17 protein-coding genes are annotated in these 21,301 nt (G+C 41.7%); 6 read left to right on the top strand and 11 right to left on the bottom strand.

The features are described 5' to 3' along the window. Positions 1-711: 711 nt before the first annotated feature. From I8752_RS23630 to pilM, 4 genes are all read right to left on the bottom strand, one after another. Positions 712-3,180, bottom strand: coding sequence for an AMIN domain-containing protein (locus I8752_RS23630; RefSeq protein ID WP_214434687.1), 2,469 nt, complete (start codon positions 3,178-3,180; stop codon positions 712-714). A gap of 374 nt (positions 3,181-3,554) precedes the next feature. Continuing rightward, positions 3,555-4,292, bottom strand: coding sequence for a pilus assembly protein PilO (locus I8752_RS23625; RefSeq protein WP_214434686.1), 738 nt, complete (start codon positions 4,290-4,292; stop codon positions 3,555-3,557). After that, the gene (locus I8752_RS23620) at positions 4,289-5,056 is read right to left on the bottom strand and encodes a PilN domain-containing protein (RefSeq protein ID WP_214434685.1); all 768 of its coding nucleotides are present in this window, start codon (positions 5,054-5,056) and stop codon (positions 4,289-4,291) included. The genes I8752_RS23625 and I8752_RS23620 overlap by 4 nt, the downstream gene beginning before the upstream one ends. Positions 5,057-5,060: 4 nt before the next feature. Continuing rightward, positions 5,061-6,167 (bottom strand): type IV pilus assembly protein PilM, encoded by a 1,107-nt coding sequence (pilM, locus tag I8752_RS23615; RefSeq protein ID WP_214434684.1) that lies wholly within the window; start codon positions 6,165-6,167, stop codon positions 5,061-5,063. A 148-nt stretch (positions 6,168-6,315) separates the two neighbouring features. Here pilM and I8752_RS23610 point away from each other — a divergent pair, with 148 nt between their 5' ends. Further along, on the top strand, positions 6,316-7,590 hold the full coding sequence (locus I8752_RS23610; RefSeq protein ID WP_214434683.1) for an ABC transporter substrate-binding protein: 1,275 nt from the start codon (positions 6,316-6,318) through the stop codon (positions 7,588-7,590). Between the two features lie 42 nt (positions 7,591-7,632). On the opposite strand, the gene I8752_RS23605 is transcribed toward I8752_RS23610, so the two are convergent. From I8752_RS23605 to I8752_RS23595, 3 genes are all read right to left on the bottom strand, one after another. Next, positions 7,633-8,991 (bottom strand): bifunctional folylpolyglutamate synthase/dihydrofolate synthase, encoded by a 1,359-nt coding sequence (locus I8752_RS23605; protein ID WP_214434682.1) that lies wholly within the window; start codon positions 8,989-8,991, stop codon positions 7,633-7,635. A 148-nt stretch (positions 8,992-9,139) separates the two neighbouring features. Then, positions 9,140-9,268: a photosystem II protein Y gene (locus tag I8752_RS23600; RefSeq protein ID WP_214434681.1), complete on the bottom strand. Its 129-nt coding sequence runs from the start codon at positions 9,266-9,268 to the stop codon at positions 9,140-9,142. Positions 9,269-9,567: 299 nt separating this feature from the next. Continuing rightward, complete coding sequence (locus I8752_RS23595) at positions 9,568-10,095, bottom strand: gamma carbonic anhydrase family protein (RefSeq protein ID WP_214434680.1); 528 nt, start codon at positions 10,093-10,095, stop codon at positions 9,568-9,570. 14 nt (positions 10,096-10,109) lie between these two features. On the opposite strand from I8752_RS23595, the gene I8752_RS23590 reads away from it, so the two are divergent. After that, positions 10,110-10,337: a hypothetical protein gene (locus tag I8752_RS23590; RefSeq protein WP_214434679.1), complete on the top strand. Its 228-nt coding sequence runs from the start codon at positions 10,110-10,112 to the stop codon at positions 10,335-10,337. Further along, positions 10,337-10,846 carry a TIGR02652 family protein gene (locus I8752_RS23585; protein ID WP_449757752.1) on the top strand — a complete coding sequence of 170 codons (510 nt, stop codon included), beginning with the start codon at positions 10,337-10,339 and terminating at the stop codon, positions 10,844-10,846. Before I8752_RS23590 ends, I8752_RS23585 begins: the two co-directional genes overlap by 1 nt. Before the next feature lie 332 nt (positions 10,847-11,178). Here the strand turns inward: I8752_RS23585 and I8752_RS23580 are convergent, their stop codons facing one another. Continuing rightward, positions 11,179-13,005 carry a DUF3685 domain-containing protein gene (locus I8752_RS23580; RefSeq protein ID WP_214434677.1) on the bottom strand — a complete coding sequence of 609 codons (1,827 nt, stop codon included), beginning with the start codon at positions 13,003-13,005 and terminating at the stop codon, positions 11,179-11,181. A gap of 170 nt (positions 13,006-13,175) precedes the next feature. Between I8752_RS23580 and I8752_RS23575 the strand changes: the two genes are divergently transcribed. Then, positions 13,176-16,274, top strand: a complete 3,099-nt coding sequence (locus I8752_RS23575; RefSeq protein WP_214434676.1) for a pentapeptide repeat-containing protein — start codon at positions 13,176-13,178, stop codon at positions 16,272-16,274. Between the two features lie 68 nt (positions 16,275-16,342). On the opposite strand, the gene I8752_RS23570 is transcribed toward I8752_RS23575, so the two are convergent. Further along, a complete protein-coding gene (locus tag I8752_RS23570) occupies positions 16,343-16,792 on the bottom strand; it encodes a Fur family transcriptional regulator (RefSeq protein ID WP_214434675.1) in 450 nt (149 codons plus the stop codon). 503 nt (positions 16,793-17,295) lie between these two features. Between I8752_RS23570 and I8752_RS23565 the strand changes: the two genes are divergently transcribed. After that, the gene (locus tag I8752_RS23565) at positions 17,296-17,766 is read left to right on the top strand and encodes a CRR6 family NdhI maturation factor (protein WP_214434715.1); all 471 of its coding nucleotides are present in this window, start codon (positions 17,296-17,298) and stop codon (positions 17,764-17,766) included. Between the two features lie 105 nt (positions 17,767-17,871). Here the strand turns inward: I8752_RS23565 and I8752_RS23560 are convergent, their stop codons facing one another. After that, positions 17,872-18,690, bottom strand: a complete 819-nt coding sequence (locus I8752_RS23560; RefSeq protein WP_318780887.1) for a hypothetical protein — start codon at positions 18,688-18,690, stop codon at positions 17,872-17,874. Positions 18,691-19,298: 608 nt separating this feature from the next. After that, positions 19,299-20,258 carry a glycosyltransferase family 9 protein gene (locus I8752_RS23555; RefSeq protein ID WP_214434674.1) on the bottom strand — a complete coding sequence of 320 codons (960 nt, stop codon included), beginning with the start codon at positions 20,256-20,258 and terminating at the stop codon, positions 19,299-19,301. Between the two features lie 178 nt (positions 20,259-20,436). Between I8752_RS23555 and ispD the strand changes: the two genes are divergently transcribed. Beyond that, positions 20,437-21,117: a 2-C-methyl-D-erythritol 4-phosphate cytidylyltransferase gene (gene ispD, locus I8752_RS23550; RefSeq protein ID WP_214434673.1), complete on the top strand. Its 681-nt coding sequence runs from the start codon at positions 20,437-20,439 to the stop codon at positions 21,115-21,117. The last annotated feature ends 184 nt before the right edge of the window (positions 21,118-21,301 follow it).

Here is a 21,301-nt window from a genome sequence, read left to right as displayed (position 1 = left end):
ACTTACAAACAACTATTGAATGGCAACTGTATGCATTGGTTTTTTTGAATACTAACAAAAAAACGGGTATCTATGGGATTGGTCAGACAATTGCCTATTTGGGATTGCAATATTAATTCAGAATCAATCGCAGTTGAATATTAAGTTGATATGAATTGATTGATGACTCCACACCAAAAATTTTCATGAGCGATCGCAGACTAGCCAAACAATAAAATGCACTTTTAGACTGTTCCCCAAGTTGAAAAGCTCTGATTTTAGCTGTATTACTGCGTCTCAAACTCTAGGAATTTTGCTAAAAGTTAAAATTGCTATTAGTATATAGCATACCAGACTCTTGCATAGTCTACCGAAAGTGCGATCGCGAAGAGTTAGCAACAGTTTGCGATCGAAGGCGGTGAAAAAATTATTCTCTTAGTGGATATGAAGAAAAGCCACTATATTTCTTAGGCAGATTTTGAGGCAAAAGGTGAAGCAGTGACGGGTACGTAGCGGGTTTTACCCACGAGCAATTGCTGAACTCCTTCGCTCTTCAATGACCGTAAATCACGGCAAATTCGCCTCACTGTTACCTCGTCAGATTATTTTGTTGTGTAGCAATTATTAAAAAAAAGTACCACAAAGCTCTTGAGCTAGTGGTTTTTTGATAGTTACAACTCTAGTATTATGCTCGTCAAGCAGGAAACTTGATGCGTTTGCCTGCCTAGCAGTTTATCGTTTAGGTGTGCTTAACCCACGACGCTCCAGGATTTGCCGCACTTCTGGGCTAGGGGTGTAATTATAGCCGTAGGAGGAGTTTTCAGAATCATCCATAATTTGAGGTGTCAAAAGCACAATTACCTCATTACGCTGATTAGACCTGTTTGTTTTTCTAAATAGCGAACCAATAAGCGGAAGGTCGCCCAAAATAGGTATCTTGGAGACACTTGTTCGGTCTTGGTCTTGAATAATACCTGAAAGAATTAGCGTCTGACCATCTCGTAGGCGAATTAAGCCAGAAGTCAAAGAGCGTTCGGAGACCAAAATAATTTGTCCACTTCCTGTATCACTTGAACCCGATGGAGCGCTGACAGTAGGAGCAACTGACAAAGAAACGAAACCATTATCGTCAATCCGTTCAATTTTCACATTCAAGGTTAAGCCAACTTTTTGTTTCTCAAATGTTTTCTCTGTCCTAGAACCACCAGAGTTATCAGTTGTTTGGAGGGTTATGTTTCCTACTACTTCTTGCGTTAGGTTGACAAGAGCTTGTTGACCTTCTTGCACAATTAATGTGGGGTCAGTCAAAATCTTGGCATTACCACTTTGTACCTGAGCCTGCAAACTAGCAAGCAGACGTTTGGGGAATTGGTATAAAGAAGGGAGAGCAGAGGTTACGGTTGCAGTAGTGCCTTGAGTTACACTTGTAGTGCCATCTGCATTTATAGTTAGAATGTTATTCGTTGGCTGGCTAATGTTTGTGAAACCCGGTTGTAATGGGTTAGACGACGCTGGCGAAATTGGTTGAAACGCTGTCGCATTTGTGTTAGCTGTTGTCACAACGCCCCCAGGTGGGACTGTAACTCCATTTATAGTTCGTGTGGTTGCAGATTGGTTAATTATTGTAGTACCTGGTCCACCACCTTGGATTGTCGTAGACTGGTTAGGATTTAAAAAAGGCGTTCCTGTAATTGGATTAGTAATAGTAGGTGTACTAGTCACACTATTTGCTGCTTCAGCACTAGTAGCTGGTCTCGAACCGCCAAAATTAAAAGATGCCGCACCGCCATCACTGGTAAAGAAGTTATTACCAACCCCAAAAGATAAGCTAGTGTTGTAGTCCTGAGTGTTTAAGAGGTTGACATCAATTACTTTGACGTTAACTGCCACCTGACGACGACGGATATCAAGTTGAGTTAGTTGCCCTATGGCAATATCAATTAGCCTAGCAGAACCAATCAGGGTGAGAGAATTGGTACGCTCATCTCCTAATGCTTGTAAACCTCTCAGTAAAGGTCTTGAGTCTTGAAACTCAGCTCTTTGAGTTTCCAGTCTGGTTTCTGTGGTCGTCTGTGTTTGGGTAATAGGCGCAGCTCCACTACCTACCGGCACAGCATTAACGCTAGTTACAAGTCGTTCGCGGCTGATTGCACTTTCTGCTCCCAAACCAACTAAATAGTTCAAAGCGACCCCTACCGTTACCTGATTAAGCCGCAAACTACGCACAACCACATCGCGCGTCGCATTAGGTAGTTTCGGCCCAACAAAAATTGTCCGTCCATTGCGGTTAGCTTCTAAACCGCTCATTCGCAAGACGTAGTTAAAAACATCTTGCACTGGCTCGTTTTCTATATCTAGGGAAATTGTCTGTACATCACCTGCGGGAGCACCTTGCTGACCTCCTTGCCCGGCTGCGCTTCCTATATAAGCCAGATTTAAATTAGCAGCACGGGCAAGCAGTGATAAAACTTCACGCACTGGTGCATCTCGCAGAACCAAGCGAGGAACGCGTTCTTGAGTACCCAAGTCAATGGTGCTAGGAGATGCATCAGCAGTAGAAATGGCAATATCTCCTACTGGTGGGGCAACAGCTCTAGGCAAGAAAGGAGGAGCTTGGCTAAGAGGTTGACCTGGGCCTGCTGCCTGGGCAGGCTTGCCATCAATTGTGACTTCTGGGTTAGGAACCAGAACATCTGGCTTTTGACCGGGTGAAACTGGGGTAGAAGCAGGTGGCGTTGTTGATGTTGGAGGAGTTGGGGAAGTTGAAGGCGTTGGTGCTGAGGCCGTAGTACCTGCTGATGGAATAAAGCCAAGGGTAATTCCATTTTGCTCTCGCACCACAGGCTGACTATTAGGTGCATCATTACTACCAGTCACCATCACTCGAATACTATTGGCATCAAGCTGAACGATTTCAACAGAAGCAATTCCGGGAGCTGGGTTCTCTTGGCGGAAATTATTACCTTTTGGTAAACGTAGTTGACTATTAATAATATCTGCAACTAAAGCTTTACCTCTTTTTGTAGTGAAAACTTGCGGACGACCACCTGTAGAAGTTTTCAAAACAACGCTAATTCCGTTATTACTTGGATTTAGCTTTACATCATTAATTTGAGTAGTCTGTGCCCACACTGGTTGAGCTGCCAAAAATGTCAAAGCGGCAGCACCAAAAATTAAACTATTACCGTGAAGCTGTTTCACAGTTCATTCCTCACCTTATTAAGACCTTGTTAATCAAAAATTTTTGAGTATTTGCACTCTCATTGAGTGCTGAATAATCAAAGTTGCAAAGGAGGGAAACCACGCTACTTGTAAAGTTATCGGGGAACTCTTTCAGCAGTTCCTCATCAGAAGCTAGTCCGTTACGGGAGTTTCCACACCACTTGCTACCATACGAGAAGACGCAGAAGCGTTTACAAGTCGGTAAAGCCGCACAAAGCAGTAGCTGTTCCTTGTAAGAACAGGCATGAACACTCCCTCTTTTGCACTGCCTCTCCGACGCAGTGGCTCATCCTTGCAATTTCTCCTGAGTGCTGAGTATTTTTTCTTCTACTCCTAACTTTTCACTCTCGTCTTTACTTCTTAGGTACTGCTTTAGCAGCAGCAGCTTCCTCTGGGGTAAGTGGCATTAATGCCTGTAGTTGGAAGGATGTAGTAATCTGTGCAGGCCCTATCCGCCGCGGATCTGGTGGAGCCAATGTTGATTGATAGTCTTTTACTATTAACAAAGGCTGTAAACGCTCTATATTACGAATAATCGATTGAGTTTGTTCGTAACTTCCAACAATTTCAAGATTGACGTTGCTGCGTTTCAGTTGACCGTTGACCAAAGCTCCAAAAGAGCTATCGGTAATGATTTCTGGTTGCTGTGAAACTGGTACAAACTTCTGTAGTTTTGCTTTCACAGCATTGAAAGTTGTTGGACTATTGCCAGATTCAACTAAACGATTCAAATCTAACAATAAAGTATCTAAGGTTTTCTCATTAGCAAATAAACCTAAAACCTGAATTCTTTGTTGCTTTGCTTGGTCTAGTTCTTCTTTTACTTTAGCAGCTTGTTTGATCGTGGCTCTTTTTTGGTCGAGTTGTCCTTGCAGCTCGTTACTTTTTGCTTGTTGTTGCTGATAGTTTTCCCAAGCTGGCATCACTAGATTTACTACCATAAACAACGTTCCAGCAATTCCCAATACTCCTACTAAAATACCGATGATTTTAGGTGTAAAAGTAATGCCAAAAACAATGGGGTAGCCTGGTGCTCCGGAATCTAATTCCCCAGCTTGTTCTGCAAAATTTAAATCATCACTCAGCGTCATTTTGTAATGACTCCTATTTGTTGCATACTGCGAATACGAGTCACTAGACCCACTGTGCCTTTTTGCTCTAACTCCCGCATTAACTCAGAAGCTGGAATATCACTCAGACTTGATTGAATAGTATATCTAACTATTTGTGGTGGTTTGATGGGTACATTAGTTGTTGTCCCAGCACTTGGTGGTATTGGTGCATCTACTAAGTTTGCTGAAATAATTTTGCTGTCTGAGGATTTCAAAAACGGGGATTGTTGTAGAGTCAGCAAGAAATCGTTGACATCATTGTATGAGCGAGCCAATCCATTAATTTGTATTCCTCCAGCAGGATTATTCGGCGGTTTACCTTCTGCTGCGGGAGTGGGTGGAATTTGCTTAACATTATCAATTTGTACTGTTGCGGGAATGCGATCGCGCAAATCTTGTAACATCGCTGACCAAGGACGAATTTGGTCAAATACACTAACTAAACTTTGTGTTTGGGCTTTAACTTGGGCTATATCTTCTCGGATTTTGTTAATATTTCCTATTTCTGCATCTAACTTCTTGTTCTCTCCATCTAATTGTGCTATATTCTGCTCTAATTCACTATTTTTCGCTTGCAAAAACCACCAACCAGTTGCCGCAAAAATTGGAAGACACACACCCAAGGCAACTCCTATATAGATGGGTGTTAAATCTCCGACTGGAAGTTTAAATCCTCCTCTTTTGTTTGGCTTGTTCTGGAAAATTGGGCGGTCTTTAAGAAAGTTAATATCTAAACTGTACATTCTGTTACACCTCCCTCATACCTAAACCAAGTACTATCCCCAAGCCAGAACGTCTTACCATTGGGTACTTTTCTGCATCGACTTCTAAGGACAAAGACCCTATTGGATCTACTTGGGTGGTTGGTAAGCTTAATCGTTGAGTAAAAAACTCGTCTAGCTGTTGTAGTCCACCTCCTGGCCCGGCTAAAAAAATCTGCGCTACTTCTAAGTTTTCACTTTGATTCAGGTAAAAATCGATGGAGCGACGCAGCTCGTCTGTGAGTTCTCCTAAAACCCTCAACACGGCTGCCATACCAGGATTAATTTCAGTAACCCCTGTTTTTCCACCATCTAAGGGATTTGGGGTAATTACCAGTTCTTGCAACAGTTCCATATCGCGTGAGGTGGGTAAGCTCATTGCCCTTGCTAGAGCTGCTTCCAGTTGATATGTGCCCAAAGGTACGGTGCGCGAAAATTGAGGTACTCCGTTAACGACGATCGCTATTTCTGTACTATCGAACTCGATGTCAACTAATACTGCTGCTTCTTGAGGGCTAAATTGCCGCAGTTGATCGCGTATTGTCCGAATCAACGCAAAACTGCTAATCTCTAATACGTCGATTTGTAATCCTGCCTGCTCAAACGTACTAATATATGTATCTGTTACCTCCTTACGGGTAGCAACTAATAGCACCTGTACTTTTTCGATGCCATCTTCATCTTGAAAGTACCCAAGTTTCTGATAATCTACATCAGCTTCTTCACGAGGATAAGGCAAATACAAACCTGCTTCATGGTTTAACACCATGTCCCGCAATTCTTTATCATCTAACTCAGCCGGCACAGGTATTAAACGGACAATTGAATCTCGTCCCGGTACGCCAGTAGCAACACGAGAGGCTTTGATTTTACTTTCAGCCAGTCCCTGCTGGATTAATTGGGCCATTGTTGGGGGGTCGGCAATTTGACCATCAGTAACAACGCCTTCCGGAACTGCTACCGATGTTAAGGATTCTAATTTCAAGCCTTGGCGTTGCTTGCGTAGCTGAACTATATTCACCCGTTCTGGTGCTAGTTCAATGCCCACCCCTTTATTAGATTTACCAAACAGACTATTGAAACTTTTCACCACAGTTGTGCCCGCCGGACTGCTAAATTGAAAATTTATACTGTAGAGACACAATATTTTGTATCTCTATTACTGGTAATTTATTTAGCCTATAATTTCGATAATTCTGCATAAGCTTTTTACTTCGAGCAAGCGTAAAAACACTGGGAAAATGATTCAATTGCAAAAATTTAAAAAATTGGCTGCTTTGGCACTAATTGGCTTATTCACCAGTTGGATGGTAAGTTGCGGTTCAGGCCCAAAACCGACAGCAACAACTATTGAGTTTTGGACAATGCAACTCCAACCTCAATTTACTAATTACTTCCAAAGTCTAATTGCGACTTTTGAATCGCAAAATTCAGGTATAAAGATTAACTGGGTCGATATACCTTGGGCTGCGATGGAGAACAAAATTTTAACAGCTGTCTCAGCAAATACGCCACCTGATGTAGTTAACCTAAATCCAGATTTTGCTTCCCAACTTGCTGGACGAAATGCTTGGTTGGATTTGGATACAAAAGTTCCAAATGAAGTACGTTCCTCCTATCTACCGAATATCTGGAAAGCAAGTACGCTAAATGGCAAGAGTTTTGGAATTCCCTGGTATCTCACCACAAGGCTAACCATTTATAACACTGATTTATTAAAACAGGCAGGTATCACTAAAACACCTAGTACCTACGGAGAATTAGCACAATTAGCGCAACAAATTAAAGATAAGACTGGCAAATATGCTTTTTTTGTTACCTTTGTACCCCAAGATTCCGGTGAAGTAATGGAATCTTTAGTACAAATGGGAGTCACTTTAGTAGATAGTGAGGGAAAAGCAGCTTTTAACTCACCACAAGGTAAAGCAGCGTTTCAGTATTGGGTAGACCTATATAAAAAAGGTCTACTACCGAAGGAAGTGTTGACGCAAGGGCATCGTCATGCGATTGATTTATACCAAGCTGGAGAAACTGTATTCCTAGCTTCTGGGCCGGAGTTTCTCAAAACAATTGCCAATAATGCCCCAAAGATAGCTGAAGCTTCAGCTATAGCACCTCAACTTACAGGTGATACAGGGAAGAAAAACGTTGCGGTGATGAACATAGTTATCCCGCGTGAAACAAAGCAACCAGATGCAGCTGTTAAATTTGCTTTATTTGTCACCAATGATGAAAATCAGCTAGCTTTTGCTAAAGCTGCTAATGTCTTACCATCTACTATCAAAGCACTGTCTGATAACTATTTCAAAAATGTTCCAGCGACTGCTTCAACAATAGAAAAGGCACGATTTATTAGCGCTGCACAACTGCAAAAAGCAGAAATATTAACCCCAACTTTGAAAGATTTCAACAAACTACAAAAAGCAGTTTATGAAAACTTGCAAGCAGCAATGTTAGGGCAAAAAACTGTAGACAAAGCTGTAGAAGATGCAGCACAACAGTGGAACAATAGATAATTCGTAATTTGTAATTCGTAATTCGTAATTGAAAATAAATAGTTATGAATTACGAATTGTATTGCTGGTTGCTAAAAAATGTCCTAATAAATAGAGAGAACCACACAAGACTACTAAATTTTCTGGTGAGACAAAGGCTGATTCTAGTGCTGAGAATAAGTCTGGATAAGTCTCGCAAAAGCTTAATTTTGGGCAAACATCAACAGCTATCTTTGCTAATTCCAGTGGATTGGCCGAACTGGAATCTGGTACTGGCACTAAATACAATCGCTCTTTTGGTTGTAGTAAAGCTTTGAAAATATCTGCATGTTCTTTAGTAGAAAGCATTCCTATCACCCAAGTAACATGCTGATTTTGGAGAGAAGCTATGCTTTGCGCCTGTACTGAATTTGAGTTCGTAAAGGAATCAGATTCATTATTTAAAATAATAGGATTTAGATTAGGATTTAGACTATCTACATAGTCACGCAGAACTTGAGCAGCAGCTGGATTATGAGCGCCATCAATTAATAGTTTCTGATTTCTCCAAGTAATCCATTGCATTCGTCCTGGCCATTTGGTTTTTGCAATGCCGTTGATAATTGCTGTTTCAGAAATTTGCCAACCTTGTTTTTGGAGAATTTCTAAAGCAGCTAATGCCAAAGCTGAATTAGTTAACTGAATTTGTCCTTGTAATGGCAAAGGATATTTAATTGATTTTGAGTTTTCAAGTGTTTGATATTCAGCCCATCCTGTTTGGATTTGACGTGCAGGCTGAGGGGTAAAGATTGGGCATTCTAATTCTTGAACGCGCGATCGCACAACTTTTTGGGCATCCGCTGGTAATGGGCCAACTACAGCAGGACATCTGTATTTAAGAATACCAGCTTTTTCTCTAGCAATATCAGCAACAGTAGGGCCAAGTTGTTGCCAGTGTTCGCGGCTGATGGAAGTAATAATACTAACTAAAGGCTGCGAACAAACATTAGTGGCATCCAAACGCCCTCCCAATCCTACTTCTACCACTGCCACATCAACTTGCTGTTGAGCAAAATACAACCAAGCGGCTGCGGTTATTACTTCAAACTGAGTTGGGTACTCATCATCGGGGCTTATAGCCGCTTGGACTTGTTGCAACAATTCACTTAATTCCTCTGAGGAGATTGGCTGTTCGTTGCAGCAGATGCGTTCTGTCCAATCAACTAAATGGGGTGAAGTGTAGCGTCCTATACGATAACCTGCTTCTGTTAGTACTGAGGAAAGATAAGCACAGACTGAACCTTTACCATTAGTGCCAGCAACGTGAATTATCGGGACTTGGTGATGGGGGTTGCCAAGATTTACCAGCAGTTTGACAATGCGTGAAAGTCCCAGATGAACGCCAAAGTGTTGAAATGATTGTAGTAAAGATTCGATATCCACAAAAGGGAGATTGAGGATTAAGAACTGGAGATTAATTGGAAATAGGGGCTAGGAATTTTTTTACTATCCTATGTCCCATAGGCTGTATCAATAAAACCGACTGCCCTGTAAAGAGAGTCGGTTAACAAGTGATGAGATTAAATCGAGTTTAGGCTTCTCTGTCCAAAAAGCCTTGAATTTGTCTTAAAGCAGCAGCACCAATATTAAACACAGCCCAGCCGGCAGCAATAGCAACTGGTGCTAAAACGATTACCACACGAAAATCAATACCATCCATATCTATAAACCCCTCTTCAAAGAAGAAATTAAAGTTTTGTCAACTGTTCTCATTTTTATTTTTAGCTGAAGTGGACAATTTTTCCAGACCTACGTGTAAAGAAATATAAAGTATTAGTCAGTTGTCGTACAGACGCGATTAATCGCGTCTGTACAAGAGGCAGGAGGCAGGAGGTAGAAGTATGGATTCTTCCCCGTGAATTTTGAATTGATTTGTCTCCCTCATCTCCCCCTGCTCCCCAAAGTGATTGATTATTTTTTTATTTGTCAGTCCCCTATTTTCCTTATTCCTCATCTTCACTATGGCGGACTAAAGCCAATATCAGTACCCTTGCCAGCATGAACTAAAGCTAACTTTTGGTAACGTTCAGCATGTTCTAGTAGTTCTGCGGCTTCAGCATCTGTAACTTTACGTAATACTTTGCCAGGAATGCCAACAACAAGGGATAAGGGGGGTACATCTTTGGTTACGACTGCGCCTGCGCCAATAATGCTACCAGCACCTACTCGTACTCCGTCTAAAATTACTGCGCCAATCCCAATCAAGCTACCACGTTCGATGTAAGCGGAATGTATCACAGCACGATGGCCGACAGTAACACGATCTTCTAAAATAGTTGGCGTACCAGGATCGCCATGTAGAATTGCTCCATCTTGAATATTTGTGCATTCGCCGATGTCAATGCGTTCTACATCTGCCCTAACTACGGCTCCATACCAAATGCTCACCCCTGCTGCTATTTTGACTGAACCGATAACAACAGCGTTGGCTGCAACGAAGGCTGCTTGAGAAAAATCGGGAGATGACCAGTAAGAAGCAGTAGACACGATAGAATAGGATTATGGTACCCAGGAACACTGGAGAAACTCCAACCCTTGAGGCTGGTAGCACAACCAGAATATCACGTCGTCAAGCCTCTACTCTGAGGAAGAAACTAGTGAAAATTGTTCTTGCTGCAACTTTGTGCCCTTGCAGTAGCGAGCAAGTCCTTAAAGTGGTGGAGCCGAAGTGTAAAATCCAACCCACTGGTGCTGGTGAAGACGAAACTATGCTTGTACGCACTTCATGATGAATCCAGGCTTGCAGTACCCCATATTTGGCCCCGAAATTCAGTGCCCTCACTGTCGCCAGACTATCCCAGCATTGACACTGACAGATACTTATCTGTGTCCGCGTCATGGCGCGTTTGAAGCTAATCCCAAAACTGGAGAACTAATTCATCTTCAGTCGGGGCGACATTGGCGCAGGTGGAATAGTGAATGGTATAGACAGCACACTCATCCCGATGGTATTCGGTTTGAAATTCACGAAGCACTAGATAAGCTGTACACTCAAGGCTATCGAGCAACACGGGTAATCATTGCTAGACGTTATCAGGAATTGATGAGCGGCTATTTAGAACGGAGTACACCTTGGCGTTCTGGACAGCCAGAAGCTACATCTGCACGACTGTACGGCTTACCTGTGGAATTTAGCCCTGAACCCTCAGAAGATCCCTGCTGGGAAGTGATTAATTTTGATTTGGAAAAAGAGCCTGGAGTTCCTGTGCGCTACCCCTATTTCAGATTATTTGAGTAGGTGAGGAGTGAAAACAGATTTATTTACTAAATCTCACAACTTACAAAAGCAGAAGATGTAAACTGCTTGAGTGACAAAGTTATCATTTTCCGCTCTGCGACACTTTGCATTGATAAACATTACCCCTCTTCTAGTTAGCAAGAGGGGTTTAAACTAACTAAGGCGACTAGAAATCGCGGCTAAATAAACAAAGTCAGCCTGTGCGGACTAAAGTCAAAAGCCCTAATTTTGATAAAGTTGAACTTGGACAAAAAAGTATATTTATATTAAGTTGCAGGTAAATGCTGAGTTGAATGCGATCTGTATATTTGTGTCCTCGACTTTGTCTGTGCTTATTTTGGTCGTTCGTCGTTGCGTTTGAAGTTTTTTTCTTGTAAGGATACACTGCCAATCCCTTGTAAAATACCACGACCAATTAAACCCAGACCTCTACCAATTATTTGGGTGAGAACGAAGACAATACCACTTCCTAAAAAAGATAATAGCGATCGCAGACGCGGAGCGATCGCATCTCGAAATTCGATTATCAGTGTTATTAATAGAGGAATTCCCGAAAGCTGTGCTAATTCCTGACTGCGAGGGGCATAAATTGAAATTTTAGCAATGCCGCGAGTTGCTAATACACATAATTCATAGCGGCTTTCAAAAATTCTTTGGGCTTCTTTTACAGAATTATTCAAACGGTATTTCCATGACAAATTGTTTCTAAAACGTTCGATTTCTCGTGTGGAAATTAACTTGCGATCGTAAAATTTTTGCTTAATTGCTTCTACATCTGCTAAATAATTGAGTAGTGGTTGCACAACACCATTCGCTACTTGAATTAACAAATTTTCTAGTAGATTTTCTGCTTGCAATCTAGCTTCAGTACTCCCAGATGAGTAGAAAGTATTATCAATATACAAATCTGTTTGGAATAGGAGATAAGACAATAACTCAAGAGATAGAGGAATTTTGTTTAAAATTTCTTTTTGCACAACCTCAGGATTTTGCAGCAATATCTTGACTACTTCTATATCTTGTTTGCCCAAACGCACCCGAAAAAATTTACCAAAAAAATCTATAATTGTTTCTTGCCATAAATCAAGTAATATAGTGAATTTTAAATCTTCTAATTGATTTATCGCGATTTGAGCAAGACGTAATTCGTCTAACTGTTGAGCTAGTTTTTGCAGAATTAAATAAAGGAGTTCTCTTCTTTTTTCTTCACTAAAAATATCAATTTCTAAGGGTTCATCTGTCAGATTTTGTAAAGAAAATTGCAGTTTCTTCACACAAGTTGAAAACAAAGCAGCTTGCAGCGCTCTTGGGCTAAGTAGAGACGATGAAGGTGGCCTGTCAACAGTACTACTCAATGGAGGAACAATAGGAAGTTGCTGACTAGAGGAGATAAATTGCTGTTGTTGTTGTCTTTCTTGTGGTAATAACAACAAATGATTGAGCAACCAACGAGTAGCCAGCAATTCTCGTCGCTGTCCAGCCAAAACTGCTCGATCTAGTAGTGGTAGTCCGGATATTTTGAGTTGGGCAGTTACCGACTTTAGGGCAGCGTCAATCTGACTAATTCCCGACAAACGCCAATTTTGTCGCAACCTAGCGAATGGGAGAGGTGAGTGCTTCTTAGTGCTGAGTGCTGAGTGCTGAGTGCTGAGTGCTGAGTTCTCTCTTTGCTCCTCTGCCCCTCTGCCCCTCTGCCCCTCTGCTCCCCTGCTCCTCTGCTCTTCTACTTCGCTTTCGCTAGGCCAATGGAAACCACCAGCTGCTACTTCTTCAATAGCGGCTACTAGTTCGGAAACGGGAGTGCCTTTAGGACAGTAGCCATCTACACCAATAAATTTTGCTGCTAAAAGCACTTCTGGCTCTTGAACAGAACTGAGGAGAAGAATAGGTAGTTTGGGGTACAAAGCTTTCTGTTGCCGACAGAGTTGTAAACCTTGCTGCTGACTATAATTAGAGCGACTATTACCTAATTCCAAAACCACTAAATTTACTCGGTCGTCTTGTTGAGCGAGTTCTGCGAGTATTTGCAAAGCGGCAGTATCTGTTTGTGCTTCTGAGACAACTTGCAAATTAGGATTTTCTTCTAAGCTTACCCGTAGTCCTAGCCGGAAAATGGGGTCTTGGTCGATTAACAATAATTTTAAAGGGCGATCGCTCATAGTTAGCTTCAATAAATGAGTATCCCGCTTGCAGTTGTTTGCAGCCAATAATGACAAAAAGATGTTTTTTATTTGCAAGTCCTAGGCATAGTCCTCCCTATTGTTACCTGTTTTCGCAAACTGATAAATGGAAGATAATTGCCATAAGCAGGTATTCACCATGTAATTAAATGAACTTGAATATTCGGCATTGGTTGACAGAACGCCATATCGAAATTAATCAAACTAGTGGGTTTTCATCTGGGCAATTGGCAGGTATTGCCTACCGTATTGCTCAAGATATGGAAGTCAAAAGCCTCATGCCGCTCGACATCTGTACCCTAGCAGAAGTTTTAGAACTACCTTTAAGTGTTGTTGGAGAAGAAATTCCTTTAATTGCTTCACTGACTGAAAGTTTATTACGTAGTCTCAGCCAAAAAAAAGCCTTAAAACGCAACGAAGGTACGTGGCTAGCGTTTCAAATTGCCTATCTGCAAGCACTGCGGCAAGTTATAGATTGTGAAGAACGCCTGCAAAGACCTTGGCTCAACCGAGCGATGATACCCTCGCAACCAAAAATAGTCAAAGAGGGAGTCGGCAAACTGATTCTCCAAGATGCTCAACTGCACGGGTTATTGAAAACCCTCAGTCCAGGTAAACTAACTGACACTCAAGCTGAACAAGCACTGACATTGGTCGCAGATTCTTTACTAGTGCAACAGATGAATAATGCTGCTGTAGCTTGGTTTGTTGCTAATGGTGCTGAGGAACTGGAAGCTAAACTGCTAACGCAGCGTTTGACACACGCACTTCCCGGATATGTACTGTTAGTTATTGCCCAGAATGCTCCGCCTTTAGCTCAACTGCAAAAATTTTTCCGGGTAGGGAGTTTATTGCCTACCAACTTCGCCGCGAGTAATAGCTATAGCCCAGAACCCGGACTGCTAGGGATATCTGTTACTGAGAAAGTGGGCGACAAAATTGACTTGTATCGGCAAAATTATCGAGCTAGTTTGCTGCAAAATCTCAGTACGCCGTTGCTGATGGAATCATTTGCTCTCAAGGATATCTATGTTCCTCTTACTGGGTTGCCGATAGTAGAAAGTAGTGCCAAGACAGAGAAAAAAACTGCCTCACCTATGGATTTAGGGACATGGGCGCAGCAACAATTAACTGATTTGGAAACGATTGCTGTCGTTGAGTCAGAATCTGGTGGTGGCAAAACGAGTTTCTGCCAAATCTGGGCTGCACAGTTGGCGCGAGAACTTTACCCTAATTGGATGCCAATCATCATTCGACTACGGGATATTAAGTATGGCAGCACTTTTATAGAAACCTTGAATTCTGCTTTTCCTAGGAATTTTGACATCAACTTGGGTAATTGGCTGGAGCAAGATCGTCCTCGGTGTCTGTTGTTACTTGATGGTTTGGACGAATTACCTTCTTCTAGTCAAGGCAAAAGGGCAAAAGCAGTTTTTATTCAGCAGTTACTTAAATTTCAATCCGAACGCCGACACAAGATTGTATTGACCAGTCAAACTACGACTTTACAAGAAATTGTCCCAGAGATACCGCTGCAATTGCGACGAATCGTTATCCAGCCATTAGAGGCGGAACAGCTAAAGCAATGGTTTCAACAGTGGGCGACAGTGCAATCATTGCCCATTGCTCAAAATTTCTTTACATTTTTAAAACAGGCAGGGCTATTTGCTAGCAAACCTAATTTCCCGCAACTTTCTGCACTTGTCCGTCAACCCCTGATGCTTTATTTGTTGGGTGTTTTACATCGTGACGGATTACTAGATGAGGAAATCTTGCAATTAGCTGCTGATAGTCAACAAAAAAATAGTTCTGCTTTAATGTGGGAAATTTATTATCGTCTGAGTCGCTGGTTGTTGGGCTATCCCTTAACGGACGGCATCAAGGCAATGTTACTGCGGTCGGGGTCGGCTCATATCCATCATACTCAAGAAGCGATCGCAAACCTACTTTCTGGTCGCCATCCCCAAGATTTAATCGAGCACATGCAAACAATCGCCTTACAAATTTTGCAAAGCGATCGCCATCAAGTTATTTTGCCTCAAGAATCAAATACTTTACCAGCGTTCTATTTTCGCTCTTTTGTCAGTAGTCAGTCGGCAGTGGTTAGTTGTCAAATGCAACAGATGACAACCAAGATAGAATTCTCTCACCCCAAATTGGGAGAATATCTCTGTGCTGAAGCTATTGCTAATCAATTGCAAATTCTGGCTCAACGTCAAGAAGATGCTTACGGAACGCTAACTTTTATCCTTGATTGTCATAGTGTTGCCCAACACCTCTACAATTTACTCGGTTATGGCATTCTCAGTCAGGAAATTGAAGAATTAGCGATCGCAACGTTATGGCGCAAGCAAAGCAGCGATTCCTGGGAAGTTTTATTGCAACGTCTTGAGTCTTTCTGGCGTGCGTATTGTCAAGGTCGTTGGTTAGATGAGGGAATAGCACACAAAGCCTTAACTAATTTTCACAAATTGCAAAATCCTGTGAATGTTGAGCAGGTAAATGTCAATGTCGGAGTGAATGTATTTTTATTACTGAGTGCTTGCTACCGAGAAATAAAAGTTCCATTTTCCCCTTGCGGTAATCCAAGCAACTTGGGAGAGTTTTATCCAGAAGCTGTGCTGGTAATAATTTCTAAAGCAGCTGTCTTATCTAGTAGCACTTTTACAAAGCGAATACACTCGCGCTCTCTAGCGGGACTTAACCTCTCAAAAGCATTTTTGTCGCAAGTCATATTAACTGGGGCTAATCTAGGACAAACCAATTTAGCAGATGCAGCGTTAATGGAGGCAAACTTAGCAGGCGCTAACCTCAGTGGTGCTAATCTCATCGGTGCTAACCTCACTAATGCTAACCTCACTGGCGCTAACCTCAGTGATGCGAATCTCATCGGTGCTAACCTTACTGGCGCTAACCTCACGAAAGTGAATCTTCAAAGCGCCAATCTTACCAACGCCTGTTTATTTGATGCTATCCTCTCTGACGCTGATAGAGAAATTGCTACCCTTAATGGTGCTTTGTTCTCTTTAGAGCAATTTCAAACGCTAAAAAGTTTGCTATCGCAGCAATCTCTCCTCAGTGTCAATAATGCTACAACCAGTACAGACCTTTGGATTAACAATACTTCTAAGATGAAGCTAATTGAAAGTTTAGAAGGCGAACCGATTTCGCCAATAGATTTATACGATGATGAGCCTGAAGATGAGACAGTTTTTGGCGTTCATCCTGGCGATTATGGCGGTGAATAATTGTTGGTTGCTAGTTGTCAATTGTAATAGCCATTTGCCACTGACAACTGACAACTGACAAACAACAGTTATGGCTTTTCTGGTGAATTGCGATAGCCATAAAAGTTAATAGTATATTCAGTAATCCGTACTCCAGTTTGTTCTTCAACTTGACGAATAAACTCTTCTGGTAGTTCTACATGCACGTCAAGGATTTGATCGGTATCAATACAATTGACATGGCTGTGAGAATCACTGATATTGCCGTATAAACGACCGTTGCAGCGTTCGATACACTCGATTATGCCTTGACTGGATAAGGCTTCTAGGTTCTGATAAACAGAGGTGTGACCAATGTCTTTACCTTGATGGTTCAGGCGATCGTAAATTTCTCTGGCAGAAAGGTGTTCGTTAGCTTGCCACAACAGTTCTAGGATAAAGCGGCGCTGGCGACTGACGCGCATACCCAGCATTTGACACCGCTCAAGGGCATCTTCTAAAGAACGAATTGGTTTTGTAGATATTGCTGGTTTTTGCATAGTTAACTTTTTTAACTATTGGGAGAATTTTCCCGTTTTAATGTTTATCAATTCTTTAATCTGCAAGGACATTACATGCCGCCATGCCACTTCTAACTGCGTTGTTGCTAGCGATCGCGGCAAAATTCATAGTCTAAGGTAGCGATTGTGGTAGCTTGTTGGCGGTTTTTTGCCACACCCTAATCTAAAACAAACTCATTACAACTTTAACTTAAAATCGTTAAAAATGTCCACCTTAGGGCGGGTGTTGTCTTGACTAGAGGGAACACCCACAAATTGAATGTTAAGTTAAGTTTGTAGTCGCGTTAACGTTTTGTAATTAATGGCGATACCACTCGAAAGTAGACGGTGACTGCTGTTTTACGACATTTTGGTAAATATATTAAGGCGTGAGAACATCTGCTTCTATTTTGCTGTCCGTAAATGTGGCATCTATTGCTGAAAGCTGGTACTGTTGATTCTCAATCCTACTGTTGAGCATAAAGAAAGTGGCTGCTGAGTCAATGACAATCGCGATCGCACTCAATACTGACTCCATTAATAATCTGGATCTTTCGCCTGCATTAACGGTAATTGAGCAACTGTTGCAACAGGGAATCGTTTCCTACGAACAGCAGTTGCGCTTTGATATCGACTATCCACTAGAACCTGGCGATCCCCGCGAACTTTCAGAAATTCCAGAATTGCGGCTGTGGTTCGTCCGTTTGGATGCCAAATATCCCTGGTTGCCATTTTTACTCGATTGGAAAACTGGAGAATTGGCTCGTTACACTGCCATGCTTGTACCGCACCAATTTAGTTCCAAAGAAGGTATTCAGTACAATCCCGAAGCTTTAGAAATCTTTTTGATGCACAAAATTTTTGTTTTAAGTGATTGGCTCAAACAACAAGATATCCCCAGTTCATCGCGGCTGAAATCTATGGCACAAATGCTGGGTTACGAATTAGATGATGCGCTGTTTGAGATATTTTGAAATAGTAACGCAGATGACTCTTGTAGAGACGCGTAGAGGCTCGTAAGAGTATAATCGCATCTCTACGAGAACTGACTCTTGTACAGACAAGGGTTAATCGCGTCTCTACGACTTCATGCGGCAGATCAGACTTAATGCAGTATTGAATGCATGTTCAACTGCTTTTGATTTACTGGGTAAAGCAGCTTGCCATATCCGGTAGTTATTATATTTAATGATTAAATTAGCTATTTCATCACTTTTAATTTTCTTCAATACGTTGTATTGAACTGTTTCAAAGTCTTTTGCTGTACCTTTTGTTTGCAAAACTTCTTGTGCAGCTTGAATAAAGTCGTTAATAACTGCTTTTATATATTCTTTTCCTACCTCTTCTGCAAAAACAGATGACGCTTTTAAAGCCTTTAATTCTTCTAAAATTAAGCTAGCAATTTCTCTTCCCGCTCGTGTATTCCACTCAGAAGGTAGTTTAATATCAAGATATTCATCTTCTTGAGATTTCCAATTCAAATAATCTTTGATATTTACGGTTAGTTGAGTAAGTTTCTGGCCACTTATGAGTTTTTTTAGTGGCTTTATGTCAGTCGCAATTTTGAAATCCCAGAAAACTTGTTCCTTGCCTGCTGGACATTCATATACAACATAAGTCCAAATTCCTGGATTATCTGTCTCAGTTTTGTATGCTTGATAAAAAGTTACTGTTCCTTCTTCTTCACATTTATAATAAGCACTGTGAATATTGGTTAATTCACAGCCATGCTTATTCTTGGAGTTGAGAAGCGTTTTAAAGATACCAGTGATATGATGAGGCTGACTTTCAATCTGTATATAACGTTTTCGACTGATAATAAAGTTATGTAAATAAATCACCATTTGTTCTTCCTTTTGATATCTCATCAGGTGATGATTTCCTAAATTAGAAAGCACGAAACACTAGTATTTTGTGCCCCTTTCTCTACAAAAGTGCAAAATCAACTTTTGCAAGGAGTCTACTCTTGTTCTGGCTTTCATTTCAACAGACTAGATTAAACGCACATCAGCTAAGTAATCCAAGCTGTATTCTTCCCACAAATTTGGAGAAACTAACATCTGTACAATAAATATTGATTTACTACTTGCGGAGTAGCAAGTGGCATAAGTATGAAAAATTTACTTGCATCGACTTTTGCGAGTTCGAGTTGTCGCAATCATTTTGCGAATTAGTAATATTAAGTTCGACTAATTTTAGTGATAATTAAACGAAATATATGCAGAAACTCCGAAAATTGTTTGCCTCTGGATCTTAACGATCGCTCTTTAATAGGACACGAGATTACTGATTAAGGGCTTAGTTAATTTTTTATGAAAAAGCCAAAATCCGCCAAGGTTAGCGGATTTAAGGTGGTAATAGCACCAAGATTCAAAGTTATTCACTTTTAGATTAGAGCTGTAATTGTGGCTCAATCTATAGGAGTGTCACTCCAAGGGTAAGCATTTTAGTGATTGAATATTTGAGGACTTAATGTCTTGACTACAAACACACTTACCCAGCTAGTTTAGCTACCCCAGATTTTCTCCAAAACTGTTATGGGTGGAATATCTGCCACTTTACCTGTGGGGGATTGAATGGCAAGGAATCTATCGTTTTTGGGCAACAATTTTGCTGGTTCTGTGGGGCCAAATAAAGCAATGGTATAGGTTTGCACAGCTACACTTAGATACAGAGGCGCACTGTCTGTAGACAACATCAAATTTGCCCCAGCTATAAAAGCAGCCAACTTACCGATATCATCTGGAGCAGTTACTTTGAGTTCTGGAGAAAACTCCAAAAGCGATCGCACAAACTGCTCGTTGTCAGCTTCTTTAACGATTACTACAGGCAAATCTGGTTGCTTGTATTGAAAGTCCTGAAGAATTTGCTGCCAATTCTTCACGGGATAGATTGTATCCAGACTTTTAGTCAGGGACGCATTGTTAGAACCGTCCTGAATTAAGATATAGCCTGTTTCGTTCACCCCTAACCGTTTTTGTTCTGTTTGTGCCCATTCAATATCTGGTTTTGGTACATTCAGTGTTAACTCTGGGGAAGGAGTCTTAATATTTAGTGGTTGCAGCAAGTCGTGGTATGCTGCCGCTGCATTCTGGGATGGTTTGAATGGCACGGGATCGGTGAGAAACATCGCTCCTTTGCCTTCGTAACCAATGCGTTTGGGAATTCCTGTCAACCAGAGTAAAAGACCCAGCAACCAGCTTTGCCCAACAATAATGGCGACATCATACTCGCGATCGCGAATCGAGCCGACTAAGTTGCCCCAATCAGCCATACTATTACGGTCTTTGAAATCGAAGGTCAGTACCTCGTGAACCGACTTGCTCACCCGGTAGGCAGCCTTTGATCGGGGTTCAACAACGACATCTATCTGAGCGTTCGGGTAATAGCGCTTCAGGTCATCTAGAGTCGGAAAGAAGAGGATTTGATCGCCAATTCCGCCAGGTACAAGGGCTACTACTCGCATAATATTTATTGACGCGTACTCGCTCCCTATTTTAGGGGAATATAGGTATTAGGGATTGGGTATTGGGTATCGGGTATTGGGAATTAAAGATTAAGAAAAATTAGGATTAGGTATCAAAAAAATTTCCTAGTCCCTAATTCCCAATCCCCTGTCCCCGATTTCATGATTGAGGAATTCTGTGTATTTACTAATTCCAGCTGCGGGAATAGGAAAAAGGATGGGGAGTAACCGCAATAAACTCCTGCTTGAAGTGCGATCGCAACCAATTATTGCCTGGACTCTCAAGGCGGCGGCGGCGAGTTCCATTGAGTGGATCGGAATTATTTCCCAACCCACTGATTGGGCAGACTTCAAAACAATTCTCGCTGACCTGAAGCTGAATAAACGAGTAGAATTGATTGTCGGCGGCTCCACTCGTCAAGAATCTGTTTACAATGGCTTGCAGGCTTTGCCAGCTGCCGCAGAACAAGTGTTGATTCACGACGGAGCCAGATGTTTGGTCACGCCAGATTTACTCAACTCTTGTGCCCAAGCTATCCGCCAATGCCTTGGTTTGATTGCCGCCGTGCCTGTGAAAGACACGATCAAAGTTGTTGATGAAAATGGCATAATTCAAAGTACACCCGACCGACAACGACTGTGGGCTGCCCAAACTCCCCAAGGATTTCATGTCAAGTTGTTGAAACAGTGCCACGCCGAGGGTCTTCGTCAAGGTTGGGAAGTAACTGACGATGCTGCTTTATTTGAAAGGTGCGGCATTGAAGTCCGAATTATCGAAGGTGAGGAGACAAATTTAAAAGTGACCACTCCCCAAGATTTAGCGATCGCAGAATTTATCCTCAGCAGTCGAGGCTTGTGAGAGATAAAGGGAATTCCAAATAAATAAATGTCCAGTCGCTTTTGAAGCTGGGGGAGCTGGGGTGGCTGGGGAAGCTGGGGGAGAAAGAATCGGATTATCATCTTCGCTCTGAAGATTGGATAATTTAATTTCTGGAAGTCCTTAAGAAGAGCTGGGGGAGAAAAGAGTAATTAATTTCTATATG

The sequence above is a fragment of the Dendronalium phyllosphericum CENA369 genome (assembly GCF_016056275.1).
Taxonomy (GTDB): Bacteria; Cyanobacteriota; Cyanobacteriia; order Cyanobacteriales; family Nostocaceae; genus Dendronalium; species Dendronalium phyllosphericum.
Note: the sequence above shows the minus strand (reverse complement) of the source record. Positions and strands in the feature narration are given on the sequence as shown.

Excerpts from the sequence above, each read along its gene's own strand:
- I8752_RS23600 (WP_214434681.1), bottom strand. The coding sequence starts at position 9,268 with ATGGATGGTATTGATTTTCGTGTGGTAATCGTTTTAGCACCAGTTGCT.
- I8752_RS23570 (WP_214434675.1), bottom strand. The coding sequence starts at position 16,792 with ATGCAAAAACCAGCAATATCTACAAAACCAATTCGTTCTTTAGAAGAT.
- I8752_RS23585 (WP_449757752.1), top strand. The coding sequence starts at position 10,337 with ATGAATCCAGGCTTGCAGTACCCCATATTTGGCCCCGAAATTCAGTGC.
- I8752_RS23580 (WP_214434677.1), bottom strand. The coding sequence starts at position 13,005 with ATGAGCGATCGCCCTTTAAAATTATTGTTAATCGACCAAGACCCCATT.
- I8752_RS23610 (WP_214434683.1), top strand. The coding sequence starts at position 6,316 with ATGATTCAATTGCAAAAATTTAAAAAATTGGCTGCTTTGGCACTAATT.
- I8752_RS23625 (WP_214434686.1), bottom strand. The coding sequence starts at position 4,292 with ATGACGCTGAGTGATGATTTAAATTTTGCAGAACAAGCTGGGGAATTA.
- I8752_RS23575 (WP_214434676.1), top strand. The coding sequence starts at position 13,176 with ATGAACTTGAATATTCGGCATTGGTTGACAGAACGCCATATCGAAATT.
- I8752_RS23620 (WP_214434685.1), bottom strand. The coding sequence starts at position 5,056 with ATGTACAGTTTAGATATTAACTTTCTTAAAGACCGCCCAATTTTCCAG.
- I8752_RS23590 (WP_214434679.1), top strand. The coding sequence starts at position 10,110 with ATGGTACCCAGGAACACTGGAGAAACTCCAACCCTTGAGGCTGGTAGC.
- I8752_RS23565 (WP_214434715.1), top strand. The coding sequence starts at position 17,296 with ATGACAATCGCGATCGCACTCAATACTGACTCCATTAATAATCTGGAT.
- I8752_RS23555 (WP_214434674.1), bottom strand. The coding sequence starts at position 20,258 with ATGCGAGTAGTAGCCCTTGTACCTGGCGGAATTGGCGATCAAATCCTC.